Origin of the sequence: Paenibacillus algicola, from assembly GCF_005577435.1 — a bacterium.
In the GTDB taxonomy this organism is placed as follows: Bacteria; Bacillota; Bacilli; order Paenibacillales; family Paenibacillaceae; genus Paenibacillus_AQ; species Paenibacillus_AQ algicola.
The window spans coordinates 1,281,122-1,302,418 of the sequence record NZ_CP040396.1 but is presented as its reverse complement, the minus strand read 5'-3'; the positions used below and the strand labels follow the sequence as shown (position 1 = coordinate 1,302,418).

The following is a 21,297-nucleotide window of genomic DNA, read 5'->3' as shown; positions in this document are numbered from 1 at the left end:
ACCATTTTGAAAGGGTGATTCGTAATGACGACAGAAGCCATCTTTCAAACACAATTGATCCAGAAAGCATGGGAGGATCCAAGCTTTAAGGCGAAGCTGCTGGCAGATCCGAGATCCGCGATCAAGGAAGCGCTTGGTGTCTGGATTCCCGACCACATTCAGGTAAGAACCGTGGAAGAGAACTCTAATGAGTTCTACCTGGTTATTCCGCCGAATCCTTCCGGAGTGATCAAGTCGGAAGCCAAAGAAAAGGCAATGTGGTAACATCTCCTTCCCGCACATGAGTCTGAAGCAACACCATGACATCTAGTGTAAATTACATACAACATAAGAAGGAGTGGGACAAGCCCTCTTCCTGCCGCGAACTAGCTAACCGCGGCAGGAAGAGTAATCAAGGCTTCGGTTCCCACTCCTTTTTTGCTGCTATATTGAATTTGTCCTTCCATCGCTTCAATAATCCGGAAGGTGACCATGAGCCCCAGCCCGGTGCCCTTGCTCTTATTAGAGAAATACGGCTCGCCCAGCCGGACCAGCTCCTCCTCCTTCATCCCCTCGCCATTATCCCGAATGAGAATATATATGACCTGATTCCGGCGATAGGCCTGAATATGAATCATTCCTTCCTCCTGGATCGCCTCAATGCTATTCTTCACAATGTTGATCAGCGCCTGCTTGAATTTGGAGGAATTCCCCCGAATCCACAGATCGGTCGGAATGTCCACGGTAATTTTGCTGCCATGCAGATGGGCCAGCGGGGTTAGAATGCCCTCAATATGAGTGAACTCATCCAGTACACGGAGAACCGAGGTCCGGCCGCTTTCGGGCTTGGCAAAGGTCAGAAAGTCCGTAATAATTCCGGAAGCCCGGTCCAGCTCCACCAGAGCCAGATTCAAATACTCCCGCTCCTCCGGCCGTGACTTACCGCTGATCAGCTGCAGAAAGCCTCTTGTTACTTGAAGCGGGTTGCGGACCTCATGGGCTACCGATGCGGCCAACTCACTAATAATCTCCATTTTCTCCGAACGCTGCAGCTCCTGATTGAACATCTTGAGCTCTCTGGAATACTGAATAACCTGCTCATGGTTCTGCGTAAAAATCCTGCCCAGGATCATGATCAGCACGACCACAAATCCCGCGGCCCCCCACTTCCAATACATCAGTGTATATTCGCCGCCACTCATATAAAAGCGAAACAGCTCTCCCAGGCTGATGCCGGCAAACAGACACAGCCCCACACTGAAAATGACCGCTTCCCGGCTTCCCCGCACCGCAAACATAATAGAGCTGAACACCAGCACGGCGAGCTGAACCATCATCATCATGCCGAGCGCTTTGGCAGTCAGGACATAATACCACTCATCGTACCGGCCTTGAGAGAGCATATTGAGGGACATAAACAGCAGACAGAACAAGGAATAGCCTGTTTGCAGCCGGCGCATGGTCCGCAGCCATCCACGGTAGCCCGAGCCGAACACCGTCTCGAAAAACAAGCTGAAGGAAGGCAGCAGAACTAGCAAAGCCAGATCATAAAGGCGGGTAAAGAGCTCTTCTTTATGCTCAAAGACGGTGTAAAGGAAGGGAGAGTACGTAAAGACCAGCACCCCGGCGGAAAGAATGACTAGAGCGAGGGACAGCACATGAAGCCGGTAACGCCGATTCGTAAAAAAGCTCCAGACGAGCATAATAGCGGACATAAAGAGCAGCGTGCTGCCAAGAATAATGTCGTCCAGACTGCTCCTCAGAAACTCGTTAAACAAATGCTGAAAATCTCCGAACTGCACACGCTCCTCCAGGCGGAGGTTGGGGTTGTCGGTCTCCAGCCACATATACATATATTGGCCGGACAGCGCAGATTGCAGCGGAAAGAGGATTTGATTGAGCTGATAGTTATAGTTCGCTTTGTAAATGATATGATTAGCTGCAAAAATGGTCATTCGCTTGCCCTGAAGATTCTCCAGCAGAATGCCCTGGGGGCTCCCTTGCAGCTCTGGAACCTGAAGCCGGATCCAGACAGCATTCAGCTGTGAGGATTCAGGCGAAGTCAAGCCGTAAGGTCTCCATGCCTCCTCAGGGAGGTCTGTCGGCGGTCTGGAGGGAGGAGTGCCGTCAGAGGTGGTCCACGAGATGCTCCAGGAGGACACGTTTACTTGTGTCGAAGCATGACTCAATGCAATCTCTGCACCAGCCACCATTCCCATTATGAGAAGAAACAGGAGAACAATTACAGCTCTGAGACATTTCAATATACCCACCTCAACCAAAGGAATAATCTGGGGTGTATGTCTATCCATTCCGATGGTTATACATTCGATGGACTTGCTCTCTATCCCTGCTTCTTAAGCCAAATCTGATAATAAATGTTTATTATTCCAATCATTTATTTGAAGCCAGCGGAATCTGAATGACCGCTTCCGTCCCGATGCCTTTATGGCTGGTAAAATGGATTTTTCCCTGCATGGCTTCAATAATGCGGAAGGTCACCATAAGTCCCAGCCCGGTCCCTTTGGTCTTGTTGGAGAAATACGGCTCGCCCAGGCGGGACAGCTCCTGCATATCCATGCCGACCCCATTGTCCCGGATGGAGATGACCGCATACTCCTTATCCTTAAACACCCGGATCTTGATCACGCCCTCGCCCTCCAGAGCCTCAATACTGTTCTTCACGAGATTGATGACCGCCTGCTTCAGCTTGGAGGCATTACCGGCAATGTATACTCCCTTGGAGACCTCCAGTTGAATGACGCCCCCGCTCAAATTAGCGAGCGGATTCAGGATTCCCGTAACATGGCGCAGCTCCTCTGCCAGATTCAGCACGGTCACCTGCTCCAGCTCAGGCTTGGCAAAGGTAAGGAAATCGGTAATAATTCCTGAAGCCCGGTCCAGCTCCTTCAGAGCCAGGTTCAGATACTCTTTTTGCCCTTCTTCCGATTTCTCGGCGAGGAGCTGCATAAAGCCTCGTGTCACCTGCAACGGATTTCTGACCTCATGCGCGACGGAAGCCGCGAGCTCGCTTATAATCTCCATCTTCTCGGATCGCTGCAGCTCATTGTTGAACATCTCCAGCTCCTTGGAATACTGCACCACCTGATCATGTCCACGAATAAATTTACGGCCAAGCATAATCATCAGCGACAGGATGAACGCAAGAACGCCCCACTTCCAGTACACAAATTGATGACCGCGGCCAGAAGCATAAAACAGCAGCAGATCCGTAAGCGCTCCTCCGGCGAGCAGCATAAAGCCCGCGGAGAAAATGTAGGCGTCCTTATTCTTGCGGATGGCAGATAAAATGCTTAGTCCCACCAGGTACAGCACCTGGAGGATCATCATCATGCCCAGCAGGTAGACGGTAAAAAAGTAGTAGATTCCATCATAATCAGTACCGGAAAGCGTCATGATCATCAAAAAAACCGCGCACAGCAAGGAATATAGTGTCTGGAACATGAGCAGGCGGCTGGTAAGCCGGTATGGACCGGGACCGTATATTTTTACGAAATAAAAGGTCATGGAAGGCAGCAGCGTAAACAGTGCCGCATCGAAAGCCGTCACCCACAACCGGGAATACGATTCATAATAGGTGTATAAGAATGGTGAATACGTCATGAGCAGTACACCGCAGGAGCCGACCACCAGGGTTAATGCAAGCCAGCTCGTCCGGGTATGCCTTGGCAGAAACAGCAGGCAAAACAGCATCACGAGTGCAATAAAAGCAAACGAGCTCCCCATTACGAAGTCGCTCAGGTCTTTCAGGGGCACGGCCATCTTTTTGCGACACCTCAGTCCTTCTCTATATATATGAAGCAGCGATAAAATACAGCAATCGACATGATTTGCAACGTCTCTATCAATATATCATGAAATGAAATGGACGCTCGCATTTTTTCTGTTAGAAGCACAAAAACGCACAGGCTCCTCCCACGCCCTGACGCTGCCGCAAATAGATTTGTATTCCGCAGGGACAAGAAGTATTATTATTATTTGATGACCTGATTGCCGCTATTATATGAACCTCTGATGAATAGATGAATGAGATTTGAGAGTACTACTTGATTCCTCCAGCCGGAAAGGGTCTATATACCCAAATGAGGTATGAAATCCATATGCACAGACTGGCTGTGTGGAACTACATATATAGAAAGGGGCTGTATGCCTTGATACTATCCTTCGTCCTTCAGGACTTGGCTTTTGAGCGGATCCAGGGCGACTTGAACCAGGAAGTCAGCAGCGTCGCCTTTGACTCACGTGAAGTGATGCCGGGCGCCATCTTTGTGGCTATATCCGGATTTACTGTCGATGGACACCGATATATTCCAGCAGCGATCGCTCAGGGCGCTTCCGTCATTGTGGCCGAGCAGCCGGTAGAGCTCCCGCTCTCCGCTCCGTCCGCCCTCACGCTGCTGCAGGTACAGGATACGCGGGATGCGCTGGCGCGGATCTCCGCCAACTTCTATGGCCGGCCGACCGAGAAGCTCAATATGGTAGGAATCACCGGCACAAATGGCAAAACCTCGATCAGCTATTTTATCAAATCCATCCTGGATCAAGCCGGTCAATCCTCCGGCATCATCGGGACGATCGGAACGCTGATCGGTGAGGAGCTCCGAAAGAACAAGAATACGACCCCTGAGGCATTGTATTTGCAGCAATCCTTTGCGGAGATGGCCCAGCGCGGCATTGATACCTGTGTCATGGAGGTATCCTCCCACGCCCTGAGCCTGAAACGGGTAGCTTACAGCTCGTTTCACACCGGCATATTTACCAATTTGACGCCGGATCATCTGGAGCTTCACCGCAGTATGGAGGAATATTTCGAAGCGAAGGCCATGCTGTTCGACATGACCTCCCGCTGCAACATTATTAATGCGGATGATCCATACGGCGCCCTTTTAATCCAGAGACTGCGCACTCGGCCTGCAGCCCTGTTGACCTATGGCCTGGAGCAGGACGCTGATATTTACGCCGACAATATTTCCTATGCGATTGACGCCACGCGCTTTACTGCGCACACCCCTGCCGGCTCCATTGAGCTGGAGGTCCGCCTGCCGGGCAGCATTTATGTGCTGAACAGCCTTGCGGCCCTGGCGTGGGCGTATGCCAGCGGAATCCCACTGGAAACGGCCAAGGCGGGAATTCAGGCCGTAGAAGGCATTAAGGGCCGCATGGAGGTCGTCTACCGGGATGACCATAACACCGTGATTGTGGATTTCGCTCATACTGAAGATAGCCTGGAAAAGGTGCTCTCCACGCTTCGCCCCTATGCCAAGAGCCGCATTATCCTCGTCTTCGGTGTTTATGCCGCACCCGGAAAGCTGGGGCTGGACAAGCGCCGCGCAATGGGACGAGTCGCTGCACAGCATGCGGATTTCTCGGTCATTACCTCCGATAATCCGAAGGATCAGGATCCGGATGCCATTATTGCAGACATAGCTGCTGCGATGCAGGAGCATCAGGGCTCCTTTAAAGGGATGGTGGACCGCAAAGAAGCGATTGAATATGCGCTTGCCTTAGCTGAAAAAGACGATATTGTGCTAATTACCGGAAAAGGCCACGAAACCTCCCAGATTATCGGTACGACTGAAATTCCTTTTCACGAGGCACAGATTGTGAATGATTTTAAAAAGAGGCAGCTGTTGAACCATGGACAATAAAAAACTGGGCGTGATCGGCGGCATGGGTCCTCAAGCCACCTCGGTTTTTTTCGAAAAGGTGATTGAGCATACCGCAGCGAATAACGATCAAGAGCATATCGATATGGTCATTCTGAACCATACCGGACTTCCGGACCGAACCCAGGTCATTCAGAAAGGCAACAAGGAGGATTTCCTGGAGGCGATTTCCGGTGATCTCAGGCTGCTGGAAATGGCAGGAGTGCATCATATTGCGATTCCATGCAACACCTCCCATTATTTCTTCGAGGATATGCAGAGGATGACCTCGATCCCGCTCATTCATATGGTTGACGAGACGATGAAGCAGGTGCAGCAGCGGTTCGGGGCAGGCAGCAAAGTCGGCATTCTGGCGACCAATGGCACGATATCCAGTGGAATATACCGCCTTAGCGCGGAGAAATACGGTCTGGAGCTTCATGAGCCGAAGGAAGAGCTGCAGCAGCTGGCCATGGAAATTATTTATGATGACGTTAAGGGAAACAAAGATGTAAGTCCGGCCAAGCTGGAAGCACTCATCCATACACTTGTTTACGAGCAGCAGTGCCGCGCCGTAATTCTTGCCTGTACAGAGCTGTCCTGTATTACGCTCACGGAATTTTACCGGGAATGTGCCATAGATGCCATGGATGTGCTGGTGGAACGTTCCATTATTTTGTCTGGCAAGACGCTGACGCGTTAAACTCATCATTTAAGCGGTAGATTCAGGGGATCATGTCCTGTTGAATCACCGCTTTTGTTTTGCGCTGATGCACCAAAAGGCCGATGGTGACTCCAGCCGCTTTGTGAGAAAAAAGGTGGCGGAGTAATTGCTGCACCCTCATAAGGGCACACTAGGAGCGAAAGCGGGGAAAGCCTGCCCTGCAGGATTCAATCTTCCATCAGCGGGTAATTTCCGTATACAGAAACGAAGCACTGACTATGAATCCTGATAAGGAGATGAATATTATGCGTAATGAATTGAACCGCAACTCATTTTCAGATGTAGTCCGTTTACAATACGAGAGCATGGATCCGCTGGACCCGATGACCGATATTCCGGAGGATGAAACGCGCAATATGCAGACTACCACGAGCCAGAGCCTGAGCAGTGAGGAGGCTGATCACAGCGGCTTCAGCCAGGATGAGGCCGGCCCGGCAGACGGGAATCATGGACGCCAGCTGAACCCGGATGCAAGCGCGATGGAAGCCTGGAGAGTGTCCGGGGCAGAGCCGGAGAACGATTCCCCTTCGGAGGAATCGCGATATGCGGGAGAGACCCCGCGGCAATATGACGAGCCTCTAGGTGAGGACGCCAATAGCACGTATCTGCATGGTGTTCCACAGTACAATCCGGCTTATAGCCAGGAAGCGCCAGAGGAAAATGCTTTTATGGAGGCTGACATGACCGAAGACGCTGCAGGCAGCGACGCGGAAGACGGGCCGCTCGAGGACGTGCCGGATGCCGACACCCTGCAGGCGGACAGCCCGGTTGACCCTGCCTTTCCTACGGATCAGGATCAGCACGGAATCGATCTGCTGAACGGTGCAGGCGGCGTGGACGGCGATGAGGTGCGCAAGCTGCCGGAGGATTTTTAACCGTATAACCGTATATGACTTGGATGATAAGGAGGGCCTGATATGAATTCCAGAAATTCCAGCAATAAGGATAAGAACAGATTAGAGCATTCTTTAGTCAATGAGCGGGACATTAATAAAGAATCCGGCCTGTTTGCGAAAGACTCCTACCCGGATGGCAGCATACTGCCCGAGGGCCTGGAGCACGAATTTCCGGACGGCACCCGAAACCATAAAGAAACCCCGCAGCATGACGACGGTGAGGATGGAGCGGAATAAATCCGTTCGCATGACGATCAAGGATGCCCCGAATCTGGCCAACAGATGCGGGGCATCTTCCGCTTGTGATAAAATCAGGCTAGACTATTGTCAAGGAGGATATTGATTGTCATGAAAAACCGAACTAAAACGATGACGCTCTGGGCTCTGCTGCTCACCGTCATGCTGCTGCTGGGCGCTTGCGGAAATGATCAGTCCCGGGAGAATGCAGACAGTGGAACGACCAGTAATAACGCTAATAACGCCAGCAATGGAAGCTCGACTCAGGAAACGCCAGCGGAGCCGGAAACCGAGCTTAATGTTCCGAATCCCGACGCCAGCCACCCGGTCGTCACGATCGAGATGGAGAACGGAGGCATCATCAAGGCCGAGCTGTACCCTGAAGTCGCCCCGAACACAGTGAATAACTTTATTTCACTCGCTGAAAGCGGCTTTTACAATGGTCTTGGCTTTCACCGCGCCGTTCCCGGCTTCATGATTCAGGGCGGTGACCCAAGCGGAAACGGAACCGGCGGACCGGGCTATGGCATCAAAGGAGAGTTTACGGCCAACGGCTTCCAGAACGATTTGCTGCATACGGAGGGCGTATTATCTATGGCCCGGGCACAGGATCCGAACTCTGCGGGATCGCAGTTTTTCATCATGCACGCGGATTCTGATTTTCTGGACGGCAAGTATGCTGCTTTTGGGAAGGTTATTGAAGGGCTGGACGTCGTCGATGAGATTGCCAATCTGCCAACCCAGGGAGAAACCGTCGTTGATCCGCCGGTGATGAAAAATGTTACTGTAGATACGTTGGGTGAGGAGTATCCGGAGCCGGACAAGCAGTAATTGCGCTTCAGATACTAATCTCCAATCAGCTCCCCTTGCACGGGGTATACTTATATAGAGGGCTAATACTATAAACAATCGGGAGTGGATCAGATGAGCTTGAAGAATAAGACCGCTATTATTACTGGCGCCGGCAAGGGCATCGGGCGCGCTATGGCGATCGCGCTGGCCAGTGAAGGGGTACATGTGGGGCTCATTGCCCGAACCGCCGAGGATTTGCAGTCGCTCAGCAAGCTGATTACAGAGCAATACGGGGTTAAAGCGATCGGCGCTGCCGCAGACATCTCGCTGCAGAGTGAAGTGGAGGCGGCATTTGCCGTCATTAGTCAGGAGCTGGGTGCCATTGACATCCTGATTAATAACGCCGGGATTGCCCAATTTGGCAATCTGCTGGAGATGGAAACCGAGGAATGGAAAAAAATCATTGATGTCAATCTGATGGGAACCTACCATATGCTCCGCACGGTGCTGCCAAGCATGATGGAACGCGGCTCTGGCGATGTCATAAATATTTCTTCCACTGCGGGTGAACGCGGATTCGCCACCGGGTCGGCTTATAATGCCTCTAAATTTGCCGTAATGGGCCTGACCGAGGCTGTGCTGCAGGAGGTTCGCAAGCATAACATCCGGGTGACGGCGCTGACGCCAAGCACGGTAAATACCGAGCTTGCTGTTCATGCCGGGCTGAAAATCGGTGATGAGGACCGGATGATGCAGCCGGAGGATGTTGCGGCCCTGGCTTTGGCAGCCCTGAAGCTGCCTGCCCGCGTGTTTGTCAAAACAGCCGGAATCTGGACGACGAACCCTCAATAACCCCAGCGTGAACGATTTAGCTATGAAGGCCGAGGAGCTCTTTTGGGCAGCAGGATGTACCGTGATCTGAACGTTCCGGTCCTTCCTGTGATGCGCCAGGGACCTCGGCTTTTTTGCGTGACAGAAGCCCATGCCGTGGTATAATGACTGTCAAATGCATTTTTCGGAAAGAAGATGAATATACCGTCATGATTATCGGCATCCTGCTAGAAGTAGTGCTGCCTATCTTTATCCTCATCGGCGCGGGGGTATTGATGCAGCGGGCTTTCCAGCTTGACCTGTACACCTTGGCCAAGATCAATTTCTATTATATTACTCCGGCCGTGGTGTTCATGAGTATGTATGAATCAGAAATGTCCGCCGAGCTGTTTGGCACCATCGTGCTATACTATTCCATATATGTTACCGCGCTTTATCTCATCGGAAGACTCTGCTCTGCCCGGCTGAAATTTACGCGCGGCATGCGGGCTGCATTTACGAATGCACTGATCTTGGACAATTCAGGCAATTACGGACTTCCGGTGAACGAGCTTGCCTTTAAAGGAGATGCGCTGGCGGGGTCACTGCAGGCTCTTATTATGACGATGCAAGCGCTGCTGACCTTTACATACGGTGTATTCTCAATTCAGGGAGCGAAGACTCAAGGGCTATACCGGCAGGCTCTGATCGGATTCTTGAAGCTGCCTGTACCCTATGCGCTCGTTGCCGGTCTGGTGTTCCAGATCGGTTCTATTCCGCTGCCAGAGTTTCTGGCCCGGCCCCTGATCTATGCCGATCAGTCTCTGGTCGCAATTGCGCTCTTAACGCTGGGAGCGCAGATGATTAAATATCCGCTGCGGCTGCACCGCAAGGAAATTTATTTCAGTGTAGCCATCCGGCTGCTCGCCGCTCCTGTCATTGGCATCCTGATCGTACTGTCTCTTGGGCTGAAAGGTATTCCGGCCCAAGCGCTTATTCTCGCCTCCGGAATGCCGGTCGGCGTAAATGCGTCCATTTTGGCCGAAGAATATCAGAACGAGCCGGATTTTACGGCTCAGACGGTTCTGTTCTCGACGCTGCTGAGCGTCTTGACCCTGACCGCCCTGATTCCTTTATCCCGGATCTTAGCAGCATAGGGCATGAGCATGGGCGTGCTGCTGTAGATTAGTTTATTTTTTGTGGGTTGTTGGGTTGCGACTTGGGTTGCTGCTTAGGTTTCTGATTTCGAACTATGAGAAGTCTCTCTCAAACTGACAGACATTAGATAAAGACGATCTTGGAGGAGATAGTTATGAATTTTGATCTGAATATTGACCGCACAGAAACTTCGTCCCTGAAGTGGGATCACGTCCATACGATTTTTGGTGTTACCGATGCCTTGCCGCTATGGGTTGCCGACATGGACTTTGCAGCACCTCCGGCCGTCATCCAGGCGATGCACGACCGTGTGGACCATGGTGTGTTCGGTTACACACTACCAAGCCAGAACTATCTGGAGGCCGTCTGCGGCTGGATGAAATCCCGTCACCAATGGTCCATTAAGCCGGAATGGATTCAATTCTGCCCCGGCGTCGTCCCAGCACTGAGCATGCTTGTCAGCAGCCTGACGGAGCCAGGCGATGGCGTCGTCATCCAGACCCCGGTATACCCTCCTTTTTATCGCGTGGTGAAGGACCAGGGCCGGGAGCTTATCGAGAACGTGCTGGTACAGGATGAGGATGGACGCTACGATATTGATTTCGAGGATTTGGAGCGCTGTCTTGCCGCCGAACGAACAAAGATGATTATTCTGTGCAGTCCTCATAACCCGGTGGGTCGGGTATGGAAACGTGAAGAGCTGAGCCGAATCGCTGAGCTGTGTCAGCAGCATGATGTGCTCGTTGTTTCCGATGAAATCCATGCAGACCTTGTGTTTGAGCCCGGAGCGCATACGCCGTTTGCTGCGTTGTCTGAGGATGCAGCCCAGCGCTCAATCATCTGCACAGCACCGAGCAAAACCTTTAATATCGCAGGACTTAATACAGCTAATCTGATTATTCCTAACGTTTCTCTGAAGCGCAAATTTGCCAAGACGCTCGAAACCTTCGCTTTGGGCGCAATCACTCCTCTGGGTGCCGCCGCTACAGAAGCTGCCTATCGTGAAGGCGGGGAGTGGCTTGACGCGCTACTAACTTACGTTCGGGGTAACATGGAATATGTACGCGACTATATCGCTGAGCATACACCAGAGGTCAAAGTATGGCTGCCGGAAGCTACCTACCTGCTGTGGCTCGACTTCAGAGCATTGGGACTTCCCGATAAGGAGCTGTCCAAGTTCCTCGTAGAGGACGCGAAGCTGGGCCTGAATAACGGCGCTTCCTTCGGAACAGTAGGCGACGGTTTCATGCGAATGAACGTCGCTTGCACTTCTGCTACATTACAGGAAGCCATGCGCCGGCTGGAAGAGGCTTTGTCGCGCCGCCGCATGGAAGCAGCCGGAAGCTAGGGCCACGGTAGGGAGCGCGAGGCTAACGAACGTGAAATTTCACGTTCGTGGCGCATGTTCGCGCCTGGCGCAAACATCCAACGCGAAATTTCGTGTTCGTGGTGCTCGTTTGCGCCTGGCGCGCACATCCAACGCGAAATTTCACGTTCGTGGCGCATGTTTGCGCCTGGCGCGCCCAACCAATGCGAAATTTCGCGTTCGTGGCGCTCGTTGGCGCCTGGCGCGCACATCCAACGCGAAATTTCGCGTTCGTGGCGCATGTTTGCGCCAGGGGCGGCCAACCAACGTGAAATTTCACGTTCGTGGCGTGGTGGCGCGCCCACGCACCATCGCGCCAGGCGCCCGCGCACCGGGCGCAAGCAAAGAGCAGGTGATCCTCCCGATCACCTGCTCTTTGCTCTACCCCCACGCCGCACCAGCTGTCAGCTAAACGGCGGTATCTCAACATCACCGCCAGCATCCACCACCTCTGCTGCTCCGCTGCTGCTTGTCGCCTCATACGCTCGATCCAGCCTGTAACCGGCATCCATCAAGCCTTCGTTCAGCCGCTGAACCTGCCTGCCCACCTGTTTTAATTCCTGATACTGCTGACGCAGCGCGGCCGCTTCCGGCGACTCCCGCATCTGCTCTTCATGACTTAGCTGCTCAAAGGCCGGTTTGCCGTCTCCCAGCACCCGGCGATACTGCTCGGCTGCCTGGTCCTGCTGCTGTGTCAACAGCTCCATGCACCGGGAAAGCTCCACCCGGCACTGGACCAACTCCTGCCGCGTCCCCATGCTTTCACTGGAGCCTGCTGCCCACTCCTCCAGCTGCAGCTCCTGCAGTCGTCCATGAAGCTGCTCTATCTGCTGCATGAGCCCTTTCTTTTCTCCGGAATCTCCTAAACCTGAATGCTGCAGGCCGCTTAAGGCCCCTGTCAGCATACCAATCTGATGACATAATGCAGGCTCTCTGTCCATCCTCTGCCTCCTGTTTTTCATATAGCTTGCGAAGCTCGGTCCTTTATTATACCTGCTCTCGCCCTTGCCTTCCTTCGTTAAAACCAGCCTTAAGCCGAGTAGATGCCCATCCCCGTGACCCGCTATAATAGAAGGACGAGCTTCATAAACTGTTGATTTTGTTTCAGGGAAGGCAGGTTAACCACCCAAGCTATGGCTACCGCACAAGTAAAACCCAAACGTAAAAGTCCCACCCGATGGATCATCGCCGCCATCCTGCTGGTTATTATATATATACAGGTACAGGATCAGCCCTATCATCTCCTCCCCGAGGAGAATACAACGCCCGCCGCCCCGATCACAGAGCTGCACCCCGTCGTATTGGCTCAAAAAAACCGGCTGGTCGCCAAGACCCGCGAGCTTGGCATCAAGATTATTGTGACCGACGGCTACCGCTCTCATGAGGAGCAGGATCGGCTCTACGAGCAGGGAAGATCAGCTCCCGGAGATATCGTTACCCAAGCCCGGGGAGGCCAATCCATGCACAATTACGGTCTGGCTATTGACTTTGCCCTTTGGAATAACGAGGGACAGGTCATTTGGGATCTGGAGTATGACGGGAACCGAAACGGGAAGTCCGACTGGATGGAGGTCGTTGCGATCGCCAAAGACCTTGGCTTTCAGTGGGGAGGCGACTGGGCCAGCTTTCCCGATTATCCGCATCTGCAGATGGATTTCGGCCTGTCGCTCCGCGAGCTGCAGCGCGGGAAACGGCCGCCCATTGAATCCGCCCCATCGCTGGAGGCTCTCAAATAAGAAATTTTTATCATTTTTGTCTCGTATCCTGCAACACTCACGATGAAGCGTTCGTCAATGTATACAGGAGGTGTTAGAAATGATGAAATTCAAAAAATCCATGATCAGCATAGCTGCCGCATCACTGCTTGTGACCGGAACGTCCGCTTTTGCTTTTTCCGATCTGCCTAAGGGTGAGGAGGCCGACCGGGTTGAACGCCTGCAGCAGCAGGGTGTGATTTCAGGAATGACATCGGACACATTTGCACCAAACGCGCAGCTGACATCTGGGCAGGCGGTACAGCTCGTCGTGAAGGCACTGAACTTGAAGGCGTCTGCCGCCGAAGTGCCAGCATGGGCGAAAGCGCTCCCGGAGCAAGCTTGGTACAGCTCTTCGGTCCGGATTGCAGCAGAGAACGGTCTAGCCGTGGATGCCAGCTTTAAAGCGGGAAAGGCGATGAGCCGTATTCAATTCGCAGAGCTGCTTCACAGCGGTATTGAAGCCTTAGGAGATTTCCCAACCGTCAAAATGTATATTAACGTTAAAGACGAAGGAAATATCGACCCCGAGCACCGCCTGGCGCTCCAGTTTCTGCTCCTGACCCAAATTGCCGAGCTTGATGAGAAAGGGTATTTCCATCCTGATGCCCCTGTTACCCGCCTGGAGGCAGCGGTTATGGTATCCAAGGCTGCAGAGTTTGTAGCCAATCAGACCGCAGTGAAAGAGGATCAGGGGGAAGCTGTCCTTGATTTATCCGTTGAACCAGTAAATGACGACGTCAACAAGGTCACCATTACACGCAGCGAGCTGCCAGCCCCCGGCTATGGTGTTCGCATTGACCGGATTGAATTCACCGAGGATGGCAAAGCAAAGATCCACTATTCCCTGACCTTGCCGGATCCGGCCGCCATTTACCCTGCCGATATGAAGGAAGCTGCAGCCTTCACCTATATATCCAGTGATTACACCCCGGAGATGGTCAAGCCGTAACTGTAGACGATCTTTATGCGTAAAAAGTATCAAAAGCCGCCTCTTCAGCGCTTAAAGAGGCGGCTTTATCCATATGTATAAAATGTAATAACATTATGCCATCAAGCCGAGTAAATAAAGCCGCACCACCTCCTGTGCCAGCTCCTCCGGCGGACGTTTGCCCGTGAGCAGCTGTTCCCGGGTGAGGCATTCGATCGTTCCCAGCAGACATTCCGCAGCAATTTCCATATCAGCATCATGCCGGAAATGGCCGTTCTGCTGCTTTGCAGCAAAATCGCTGTGGATGGCCGACATCAGCCTGCGCTTTAGTGCCGCCGACTGCGTTCCCGTAAAAAAACCAATCTGCGTCAAATCCTGATTTTTCCCCAGAAAACCGAACAATCCTGCCAGCTCCCGGTACATCTGCCCCTCGGAAGCCTCCCTGCGATTTCCTTCCTGGCCCACGTTATCCGGGTCATCGGGCTCTTCCCTGCTATGCCTGCCCATTTCCTTGAATTGAATCTCAAACAGCTCCATCAGTTCCTCAAAAATTGCTTCCTTACTCTGAAAATAAAGATAAAAGGACGGCTGGGTTAACCCGGCCCGGGACACGATCGTGCTGATCTTCGTTTCATGATAGCCTGAACGTGCGAATTCTTGAGCTGCTGCTTCCAGCAGTCTGGCTCTGCTTTCCTGTCCGTTAGATCCCTTTTTGCGCAATGATATCGGTCCTTTCGTCTCTACTGAGTTGTCACCTCATTATACCTGATGCCTATTTCAACATCTATAAAATTGGTGTTTTTTTACATTCATAAAAGGAATCTGCTCCGATTCTTATTGCACCAAAGGGACTGCCCTTTACAATTGCACCGGAACGTTATAACGTTATAGACTAAGGTTTTTTATTAATAACACAGCTTGTCCCATAGAGCAGCAGTCAGAAGGAGTGAACGTCATTGTCCCATTATGAAGAGGCATCCATTTTAATTGTTACCGCCGTAGCTCCCGAGCAGGAAGCCATCCTGCGGGGACTGAACGGCGATGACCGGTTTGAGGTCATCGCTGCCGGTGTCGGGCCGGCCGCGGCGGCCGCGGCTACCGCAAGAGTTCTAGCCTCAGGCGGCGGACGCCATCGCCTCGTGATTAGTGCCGGCATCGGCGGCGGATTCGACGGACAAGCGGACCAAGCGGGACTCGTCGTCGCTGACCGCATGATCGCAGCCGATCTCGGCGCGGAGTCCCCTGGCGGCTTTCTCAGCGTCGATGAGCTGGGCTTTGGCTCGTCTGCGATTGCCGCCCCCGAGCCCATCACACGCTCACTGACCGAGGCGCTGAACCGCGCCGGTCTCCAGGCAGTCTGTGGTCCTATTCTGACGGTTTCGACGGCGACAGGCACTGCAGAGACCGCTGCAGCGCGGTCAGCCCGCATCCCGCTCGCGGCGGCTGAAGCCATGGAAGGCTTCGGCGCAGCGCAGGCGGCAGCGGACGTCAAGCTGCCTGTGCTTGAGCTTCGCGCAATATCTAACCGTGTCGGCCTCCGAGACAGAGAAGCCTGGGACATTCCAGGTGCCCTGAAACGTCTGGAGGCGGCCAGTTCCATACTTACGGAGGTTGTATGAGAAATGCTGAAGATTGCTTACTCCCCCTGTCCTAACGACACCTTTGTGTTTCATGCCTGGGCGCATGGACTGATTCCCGGCGCACCGGAGCTCGACATATCCTATGCCGATATTGATGTAACCAATTACTGGGCTGCGGGAGAAGATCCCCGGTCCCATGATATTCTCAAAATATCGTATGCCGCTCTGCCCTGGGTGCTGGAGGAATATGCCCTGCTTCCATGCGGAGGCGCCTTGGGACGCGGCTGTGGTCCGCTCGTGCTAACCTCGGGACGGGAAAGCGCCGCGGCAGAGCCGTCCCAGCTGAGCGGCCGCCGCGTGGCCGTACCGAGCGAACGCTCCACCGCTTATCTGCTGTTCCGCCTGTGGGCAGCCCAGCAGATTCCCGGCGGTCTGGGCGAGATCGTCGTGATGCCTTTTCACGAGATCATGCCTGCCGTTCGCGACGGCCATGTCGACGCCGGACTCGTCATCCATGAAGCCCGCTTCACCTATCCGTCCTATGGCCTGCAGCTGATGACCGATCTCGGAAGCTGGTGGGAGCAGGATACCGGTCTTCCTATCCCGCTGGGCGCCATCATTGCTCGCCGGTCGCTGGATTTGACCCGGATTACGTCCTGGATTCGCGCTTCGGTGGAGCAGGCATGGAACGACCCGTTGGCTTCCCAGGAATATGTCATGCAGCATGCTCAGGAGATGGACCCGGACGTAGCCAAGTCGCATATCCAGCTTTATGTCAATGCATATACTAAGGACCTCGGTCAAGACGGCCATGCCGCCGTAGCTGCCCTGCTCCAGCGCGCCGCCGCAGAAGGACTCGTACCTCCAGTTGCACCGGAGCTGCTGCAATTCCCCGATGGGAACTAACCCACGGCTCCACGCAGCGCGCACAAACAGCAGGCCACCTGGAAGCTCTTCTTCCAGGTGGCCTGTTGTTCGTATTACTCTGATTCTTGTGAATCCTGCGCCAGATTGCTGCCCAGCTGCTTATAAATCTCTACAATGCTCTCCATGCTCATCCGTACCAGCCCGCTGGAAGACGGAGCGACAAATTCTCTGACCTCCGGAATGACCGTCTCCGCCTGAAAGCCCCATTCCGCCCGGGATTTTCGGCTAAACTCCGTGTATACGCCCTTCCCGACAAAGCAAGCGATGCTCGGCTTATACTGCATGAGCTTGTCGTACAGCAGCTTTCGCCCGGCGGCATATTCCTCCCGTGTAATATCGTCGATTCCGCGGGTAGGCCGCGCGACAATATTCGTAAAGCCATACCCCAGCTTCAAGAGCTCCCGATCCTCGGAAAAATGGTATAGCCTTGGAGTAATACCCGATTGCTGCAAAATACGCCAAAAGTGATTACGCGGGTTACCATAATGATGTCCACTTTCACCAGAGCGCAGACTAGGGTTAAAGCCAATAAAAATGACCGAGAGCCCGTAATCCAGATGGTCACTGACTTCATTCATCATCGGTTCCTCCTTCTACTGAGCACTCCCTGCCAGGGTCTTTACGACGCGAACGCAGTGTATTAAGCAGGAGCCATAAAAAGCGGCAGTGCAGAGTTCCCTCCGGCACTGCCGCTTTCTTCATTATAATACATACACACTGACCTGCGGGGCCCTGCACTGCTCACTCTCGCCAGGCTCGTGCTTTAAGGCTTAGGCGGCGTTGTCCATCGTTTTTGCGCTGTCCAGAACCTCCTGCGGCACCTCAATCTTCTCGATTTCATTGTGCTTGCTGTAGTCACTGGTCATGTTCATTTCCAGTGTAATCTTCTGGTCGCCTTCCGCCATTTCCATGACCATATCTACCGTTGATTCCATCGGCAGGTACGTCTCTTTATGGATGCCAAACACGATCTTCATGCTCTTGATATCCATCTGCTCCAGCATCGCCTGCGTCTGCGCATCGCTACCACCAGTCTGGTTCATGTAAGTCTGAGCCAGCTCCTTCAGGCTGTCGCCAGAAACATCGGCTGTCAGCACATAGTGATCGCCATCTTCACTGATCTCCGTGTCCTCGGCAATCGTCTTGAACTGCTCCAGCTGCTGCTCTGGACTCTGTGAGGTCATGGCCATGCTGTCGATAATTTGCTTGGCTTCAGCATCCGGCATTTTGTACCATTCGCCCTCCACTCCGGAGTACACACTATCCTCCAAAATGTACTGCTTCAGCTCCTGGCTGCCCTGCTCTCCCATATCCATCGTCATTTCCTGATACATTTGCATCGGGTCCATCGTTGTATCTACCATCATCTGAATGTTAATGTTCTGCTGCTCTTCACCCAGGCTGATGTTTTGCTCAATATCAGAAGTCATCGAGAAGCTTTTCAAATTCTCGCCGGCTTCGGCGCTTTTTTGAATCAGCTCATCTACGGTCGGTGTCTCTGTCATTTCCTCTGCTGGCGCTTCGGCAGGCTCGGTCACGGTTTCTCCGTTCTCTGCAGGCTGCTCAGTGTTCGCCGGCGGCGTTGCCGTACCTGCTTCCTCAGCCTCATTGTCACTGCTGCATGCAGCCAGTCCAAATGCCAAGATCACGCTTAATAATCCTGTTGTCCATTTTTTCAAAATGATTTCCTCCTGCCTGTCGACTCCATAATTTTTCGCTACCAACCCTATTACCCAATCCTCCCTGTTCTGTAACACATCGGCAGCCATCCGGTCTGCTATGCTATAGTAGAGGCATCAACCCGAAGGAGTGTCACCCTTGAAAAATCTTCTGATCACCGGCTACCGGGCTCACGAGCTCGGCGTATACAGCAACAAGCATAAGGGCATCCCCTATATTATCAAGGCGATCGAATCACGCTTGATCCCTTTTCTGGAAGACGGACTGGAGTGGGTGCTCACTCCCGGCCAATACGGGGTCGATCTCTGGGCCATCGAGGCGGCAATCCGTCTGAAGTCCAGGTATCCCCAGTTGAAGTGCTCCATTGTAACAGCCTACAGCCATCCGGAGGAGCAGTGGAATGAGGAGAAAAAGACCTATTTTCAGGGACTGATCAGGCAAGTCGATTTCTATACCTCAGTCAGCAAAAAGGGGTATGAGGGCAGCTGGCAATTCAAAGCAAGAGACGAGCTCCTGCTGCGGAAAAGCGACGGAATCCTCTTAGTATATGACGAGGAAAACGGCGAAGCAAGCCCGCGGTTCATCAAGGAGCAGGCTATGAGGCAGCATCTGGAATCAGGCTACGGCTACGTAAATATTGGACACGAGGAAATCCAGGCGGCACTGGAGGATGACCAGCCCTGGGAGTAACGAAATTCACTCCTTAACCCGGCACTGCTGTGCTAGCCCTCGATCTCCCTAAACTCCTTGGACCGCGAAGACCGAAACGACAGCGCGAAGACCGCAAAGGTCAGAAGCAGCAGCACCGCACAGAGCAGGAACAGGCTGCGAAAGCCAAGAGCCTGATCTCTGAAGCCGAGCGCCGCTCCACCGGCTGCGGTGCCTAGCATCATGCCCAGATTGCGGGAGAGCGCGATGAGGCTGCTGACAAGCCCCAGCTCGGACTTCCTTGCGCGGCCCAGGATGAGAGAATTATTAGGGGGAGTAATCATGCCCATGGACCCGCCCAGAAGCACAATCAAGGCAAGCACAGCAAGCACTGGATAAGAAGCGGACAAGAAGCTCATCGCTCCTGCCGCCCCAGCCATCAGCAGCAGACCGGCCGACATCAAGGGATACGTCCCCAGCTTGTCTGACAAGCTTCCGAATAACGGAGAAAAAATAACCAGTGACAGCGGATACCCCATCATAATCATCCCTGCGGCAGCCGGTCCCAGCTCCAGTTCACTCCGAAAAAATACCGGAAGAAGAAGCTGCGCGGAGAAGGCCGCCAAATACGTGACCAGCGTCACACCGATACCGGCGGCAATGCCCGGCTCCCGGAACAGCCGCAGCTGGATAAATGGCTCCCGGTTGCCAGGCCACGGGGTTAAGCACCTTGCCGTAAACAGCAGGAAGCCGGCAAGAGACGCGATGATCGGAGCGAGAACCTGCCAGGATACCCAGCCGTAGCTTCCTCCCAGGCTCAGTGATGTGACCAAAACCGTCAGCGAGACGGCGAACAGGGCGGCTCCGGCAAGATCTGGTTTCCCGGCGCCGGAGGGAGCATCTTTGGGAATCAGCCGGTTTGCGAGCAGCCAGGCTGTCAGCGCCAGCGCCGTTAGCAGCCAGAAGCCGGTCCGCCAGCTGAACCATTCCAGCACCAGGCCGCCAAGGCCAGGTCCCGCCAGTGAGCCCGCTGCGACAAATGTACTGATCAATCCCAGTGCCCTGCCGCGCTGATCCTTAGGAAACACACTGATTATAAGCGCCATATTCGTCGCCTGATACATAGCGGCCCCGGCTCCTTGAACAACCCGCGAAGCAATAAGCAGCGGCAAGGAAGGCGACAGTGCACAGCCCAGCGCTCCGGCAAGGAAAATGAAGTAGCCCGCATTGTGCACCTTTGTTCTTCCGATCCGGTCGCCCAGCTTTCCCATAAGGGGCAGCAGCACAGAAATAACAAGCAGGTAGACGGTGACAACCCATTGTGCAGAAGGCAGGCTTGCCTGAAGGGAGTCCGCAATATCTACCAGTGCAATGTTGAACATCCCTGCAGACAAATTAGATAGCAGCGCTCCCAAACAGATCGTATATTGGGTCAGACGAAGGGAATCGCTTGACATGCCTTTCACACGGCCATCAGCTCACTGCCGGCTGCGCCGGCCTTAGCACTTCAGCACTGTGGTGGCCAGACTGCTCCCAGCAACGAATCAGCTCAGGAGTAGTAGCCGCCTTCCCGAAGTAGCCTTCAATATTTTCCACCGTCATGTCATGGGCCTTCTGGGAATACGAAGCGCATGCATCGTGGACGAGCACGATGTTGTAATCCCGCATGAAGCCGTCCCTGGCCGTCGATTCAACACACACATTCGTGCTTACTCCTGTCATGACAAGGGTCTCCACCTTCAGCGTGTGCAGCACGGAGTCAAGCCGCGTATTTACAAATGCGCTGTATCGGTGCTTGTTGACGATCACATCCTCTTTTTCCGGACAGACCTCGTAAAACTGAGCGCCCCAGCTGCCCGTACGGCATACTGCTGATGAACGGCCCGAGGAACGGGTTACCCAGGCTTCGGAATCGGTAGCCTTCTCATGAAAGGTCTGAATGAATATAATCGGAACCGCGTTTGCTCTCGCCTGCGTTAACAGCTCCTGCAAATTCGGCATCATGCTCTTGACTCCACTGAGATCACAGCCGGAAAGGGGCAGAGCCCCATCCGGATGACAGTAATCATTCTGAACATCCACCACAATGACCGCCGTGCGTGTTTCCTTGACCAGCTCTTCCAATGTTCTCATCTTTAATCTCTCCTTT

Annotated in this window: 22 protein-coding genes; 14 read left to right on the top strand and 8 right to left on the bottom strand. The window is 53.5% G+C overall.

The features are described from left to right. Positions 1-24 precede the first annotated feature (24 nt). Positions 25-264, top strand: coding sequence for an NHLP leader peptide family RiPP precursor (locus E6C60_RS05730; RefSeq protein WP_138224944.1), 240 nt, complete (start codon positions 25-27; stop codon positions 262-264). Between the two features lie 101 nt (positions 265-365). Here E6C60_RS05730 and E6C60_RS05725 read toward each other — a convergent pair whose 3' ends face one another. Both E6C60_RS05725 and E6C60_RS05720 read right to left on the bottom strand, forming a co-directional pair. Further along, on the bottom strand, positions 366-2,198 hold the full coding sequence (locus E6C60_RS05725; protein WP_233281161.1) for a sensor histidine kinase: 1,833 nt from the start codon (positions 2,196-2,198) through the stop codon (positions 366-368). A gap of 175 nt (positions 2,199-2,373) precedes the next feature. Then, the gene (locus tag E6C60_RS05720; protein WP_138224940.1) at positions 2,374-3,762 is read right to left on the bottom strand and encodes a sensor histidine kinase; all 1,389 of its coding nucleotides are present in this window, start codon (positions 3,760-3,762) and stop codon (positions 2,374-2,376) included. A 338-nt stretch (positions 3,763-4,100) separates the two neighbouring features. Here E6C60_RS05720 and E6C60_RS05715 point away from each other — a divergent pair, with 338 nt between their 5' ends. From E6C60_RS05715 to E6C60_RS05680, 8 genes are all read left to right on the top strand, one after another. Beyond that, positions 4,101-5,648, top strand: coding sequence for a UDP-N-acetylmuramoyl-L-alanyl-D-glutamate--2,6-diaminopimelate ligase (locus E6C60_RS05715; RefSeq protein WP_175415216.1), 1,548 nt, complete (start codon positions 4,101-4,103; stop codon positions 5,646-5,648). Further along, positions 5,638-6,348, top strand: a complete 711-nt coding sequence (gene cuyB, locus E6C60_RS05710) for a cysteate racemase (protein WP_138224936.1) — start codon at positions 5,638-5,640, stop codon at positions 6,346-6,348. Before E6C60_RS05715 ends, cuyB begins: the two co-directional genes overlap by 11 nt. A 266-nt stretch (positions 6,349-6,614) precedes the next feature. Then, the gene (locus tag E6C60_RS05705) at positions 6,615-7,244 is read left to right on the top strand and encodes a hypothetical protein (protein WP_138224934.1); all 630 of its coding nucleotides are present in this window, start codon (positions 6,615-6,617) and stop codon (positions 7,242-7,244) included. A gap of 42 nt (positions 7,245-7,286) precedes the next feature. Then, positions 7,287-7,502: a hypothetical protein gene (locus E6C60_RS05700; RefSeq protein ID WP_138224932.1), complete on the top strand. Its 216-nt coding sequence runs from the start codon at positions 7,287-7,289 to the stop codon at positions 7,500-7,502. Positions 7,503-7,613: 111 nt separating this feature from the next. Continuing rightward, positions 7,614-8,333 carry a peptidylprolyl isomerase gene (locus tag E6C60_RS05695; RefSeq protein ID WP_138224930.1) on the top strand — a complete coding sequence of 240 codons (720 nt, stop codon included), beginning with the start codon at positions 7,614-7,616 and terminating at the stop codon, positions 8,331-8,333. 93 nt (positions 8,334-8,426) lie between these two features. Further along, on the top strand, positions 8,427-9,146 hold the full coding sequence (locus tag E6C60_RS05690) for a 3-ketoacyl-ACP reductase (RefSeq protein WP_138224928.1): 720 nt from the start codon (positions 8,427-8,429) through the stop codon (positions 9,144-9,146). Between the two features lie 188 nt (positions 9,147-9,334). Next, positions 9,335-10,261 (top strand): AEC family transporter, encoded by a 927-nt coding sequence (locus E6C60_RS05685; protein WP_138224926.1) that lies wholly within the window; start codon positions 9,335-9,337, stop codon positions 10,259-10,261. A 155-nt stretch (positions 10,262-10,416) separates the two neighbouring features. Continuing rightward, entirely contained in the window at positions 10,417-11,610 is a 1,194-nt protein-coding gene (locus E6C60_RS05680; protein WP_138224924.1) for a MalY/PatB family protein, read from the top strand. Between the two features lie 422 nt (positions 11,611-12,032). Here E6C60_RS05680 and E6C60_RS05675 read toward each other — a convergent pair whose 3' ends face one another. Next, the gene (locus E6C60_RS05675; protein ID WP_138224922.1) at positions 12,033-12,569 is read right to left on the bottom strand and encodes an AAA family ATPase; all 537 of its coding nucleotides are present in this window, start codon (positions 12,567-12,569) and stop codon (positions 12,033-12,035) included. A gap of 192 nt (positions 12,570-12,761) precedes the next feature. On the opposite strand from E6C60_RS05675, the gene E6C60_RS05670 reads away from it, so the two are divergent. Both E6C60_RS05670 and E6C60_RS05665 read left to right on the top strand, forming a co-directional pair. Continuing rightward, entirely contained in the window at positions 12,762-13,364 is a 603-nt protein-coding gene (locus tag E6C60_RS05670; RefSeq protein WP_138224920.1) for a M15 family metallopeptidase, read from the top strand. A gap of 79 nt (positions 13,365-13,443) precedes the next feature. After that, the gene (locus E6C60_RS05665; RefSeq protein WP_138224918.1) at positions 13,444-14,334 is read left to right on the top strand and encodes an S-layer homology domain-containing protein; all 891 of its coding nucleotides are present in this window, start codon (positions 13,444-13,446) and stop codon (positions 14,332-14,334) included. A gap of 93 nt (positions 14,335-14,427) precedes the next feature. Here the strand turns inward: E6C60_RS05665 and E6C60_RS05660 are convergent, their stop codons facing one another. Further along, positions 14,428-15,033 (bottom strand): TetR/AcrR family transcriptional regulator, encoded by a 606-nt coding sequence (locus E6C60_RS05660; RefSeq protein ID WP_138224916.1) that lies wholly within the window; start codon positions 15,031-15,033, stop codon positions 14,428-14,430. Between the two features lie 236 nt (positions 15,034-15,269). Between E6C60_RS05660 and E6C60_RS05655 the strand changes: the two genes are divergently transcribed. Then, positions 15,270-15,932, top strand: a complete 663-nt coding sequence (locus E6C60_RS05655; protein WP_138224914.1) for a futalosine hydrolase — start codon at positions 15,270-15,272, stop codon at positions 15,930-15,932. Positions 15,933-15,938: 6 nt separating this feature from the next. Next, complete coding sequence (locus tag E6C60_RS05650; RefSeq protein ID WP_138227652.1) at positions 15,939-16,799, top strand: 1,4-dihydroxy-6-naphtoate synthase; 861 nt, start codon at positions 15,939-15,941, stop codon at positions 16,797-16,799. Positions 16,800-16,873: 74 nt separating this feature from the next. On the opposite strand, the gene E6C60_RS05645 is transcribed toward E6C60_RS05650, so the two are convergent. Beyond that, positions 16,874-17,398 carry a mismatch-specific DNA-glycosylase gene (locus E6C60_RS05645; protein WP_138227651.1) on the bottom strand — a complete coding sequence of 175 codons (525 nt, stop codon included), beginning with the start codon at positions 17,396-17,398 and terminating at the stop codon, positions 16,874-16,876. Between the two features lie 192 nt (positions 17,399-17,590). After that, a complete protein-coding gene (locus E6C60_RS05640) occupies positions 17,591-18,499 on the bottom strand; it encodes a DUF6612 family protein (RefSeq protein WP_138224913.1) in 909 nt (302 codons plus the stop codon). A gap of 139 nt (positions 18,500-18,638) precedes the next feature. Here E6C60_RS05640 and E6C60_RS05635 point away from each other — a divergent pair, with 139 nt between their 5' ends. After that, positions 18,639-19,190 (top strand): SLOG family protein, encoded by a 552-nt coding sequence (locus E6C60_RS05635; RefSeq protein ID WP_138224912.1) that lies wholly within the window; start codon positions 18,639-18,641, stop codon positions 19,188-19,190. A 32-nt stretch (positions 19,191-19,222) separates the two neighbouring features. Here E6C60_RS05635 and E6C60_RS05630 read toward each other — a convergent pair whose 3' ends face one another. Next, on the bottom strand, positions 19,223-20,605 hold the full coding sequence (locus E6C60_RS05630; protein ID WP_138224911.1) for an MFS transporter: 1,383 nt from the start codon (positions 20,603-20,605) through the stop codon (positions 19,223-19,225). A gap of 16 nt (positions 20,606-20,621) precedes the next feature. Next, positions 20,622-21,281, bottom strand: a complete 660-nt coding sequence (locus tag E6C60_RS05625; RefSeq protein WP_138224910.1) for a cysteine hydrolase family protein — start codon at positions 21,279-21,281, stop codon at positions 20,622-20,624. Positions 21,282-21,297 lie beyond the last annotated feature (16 nt).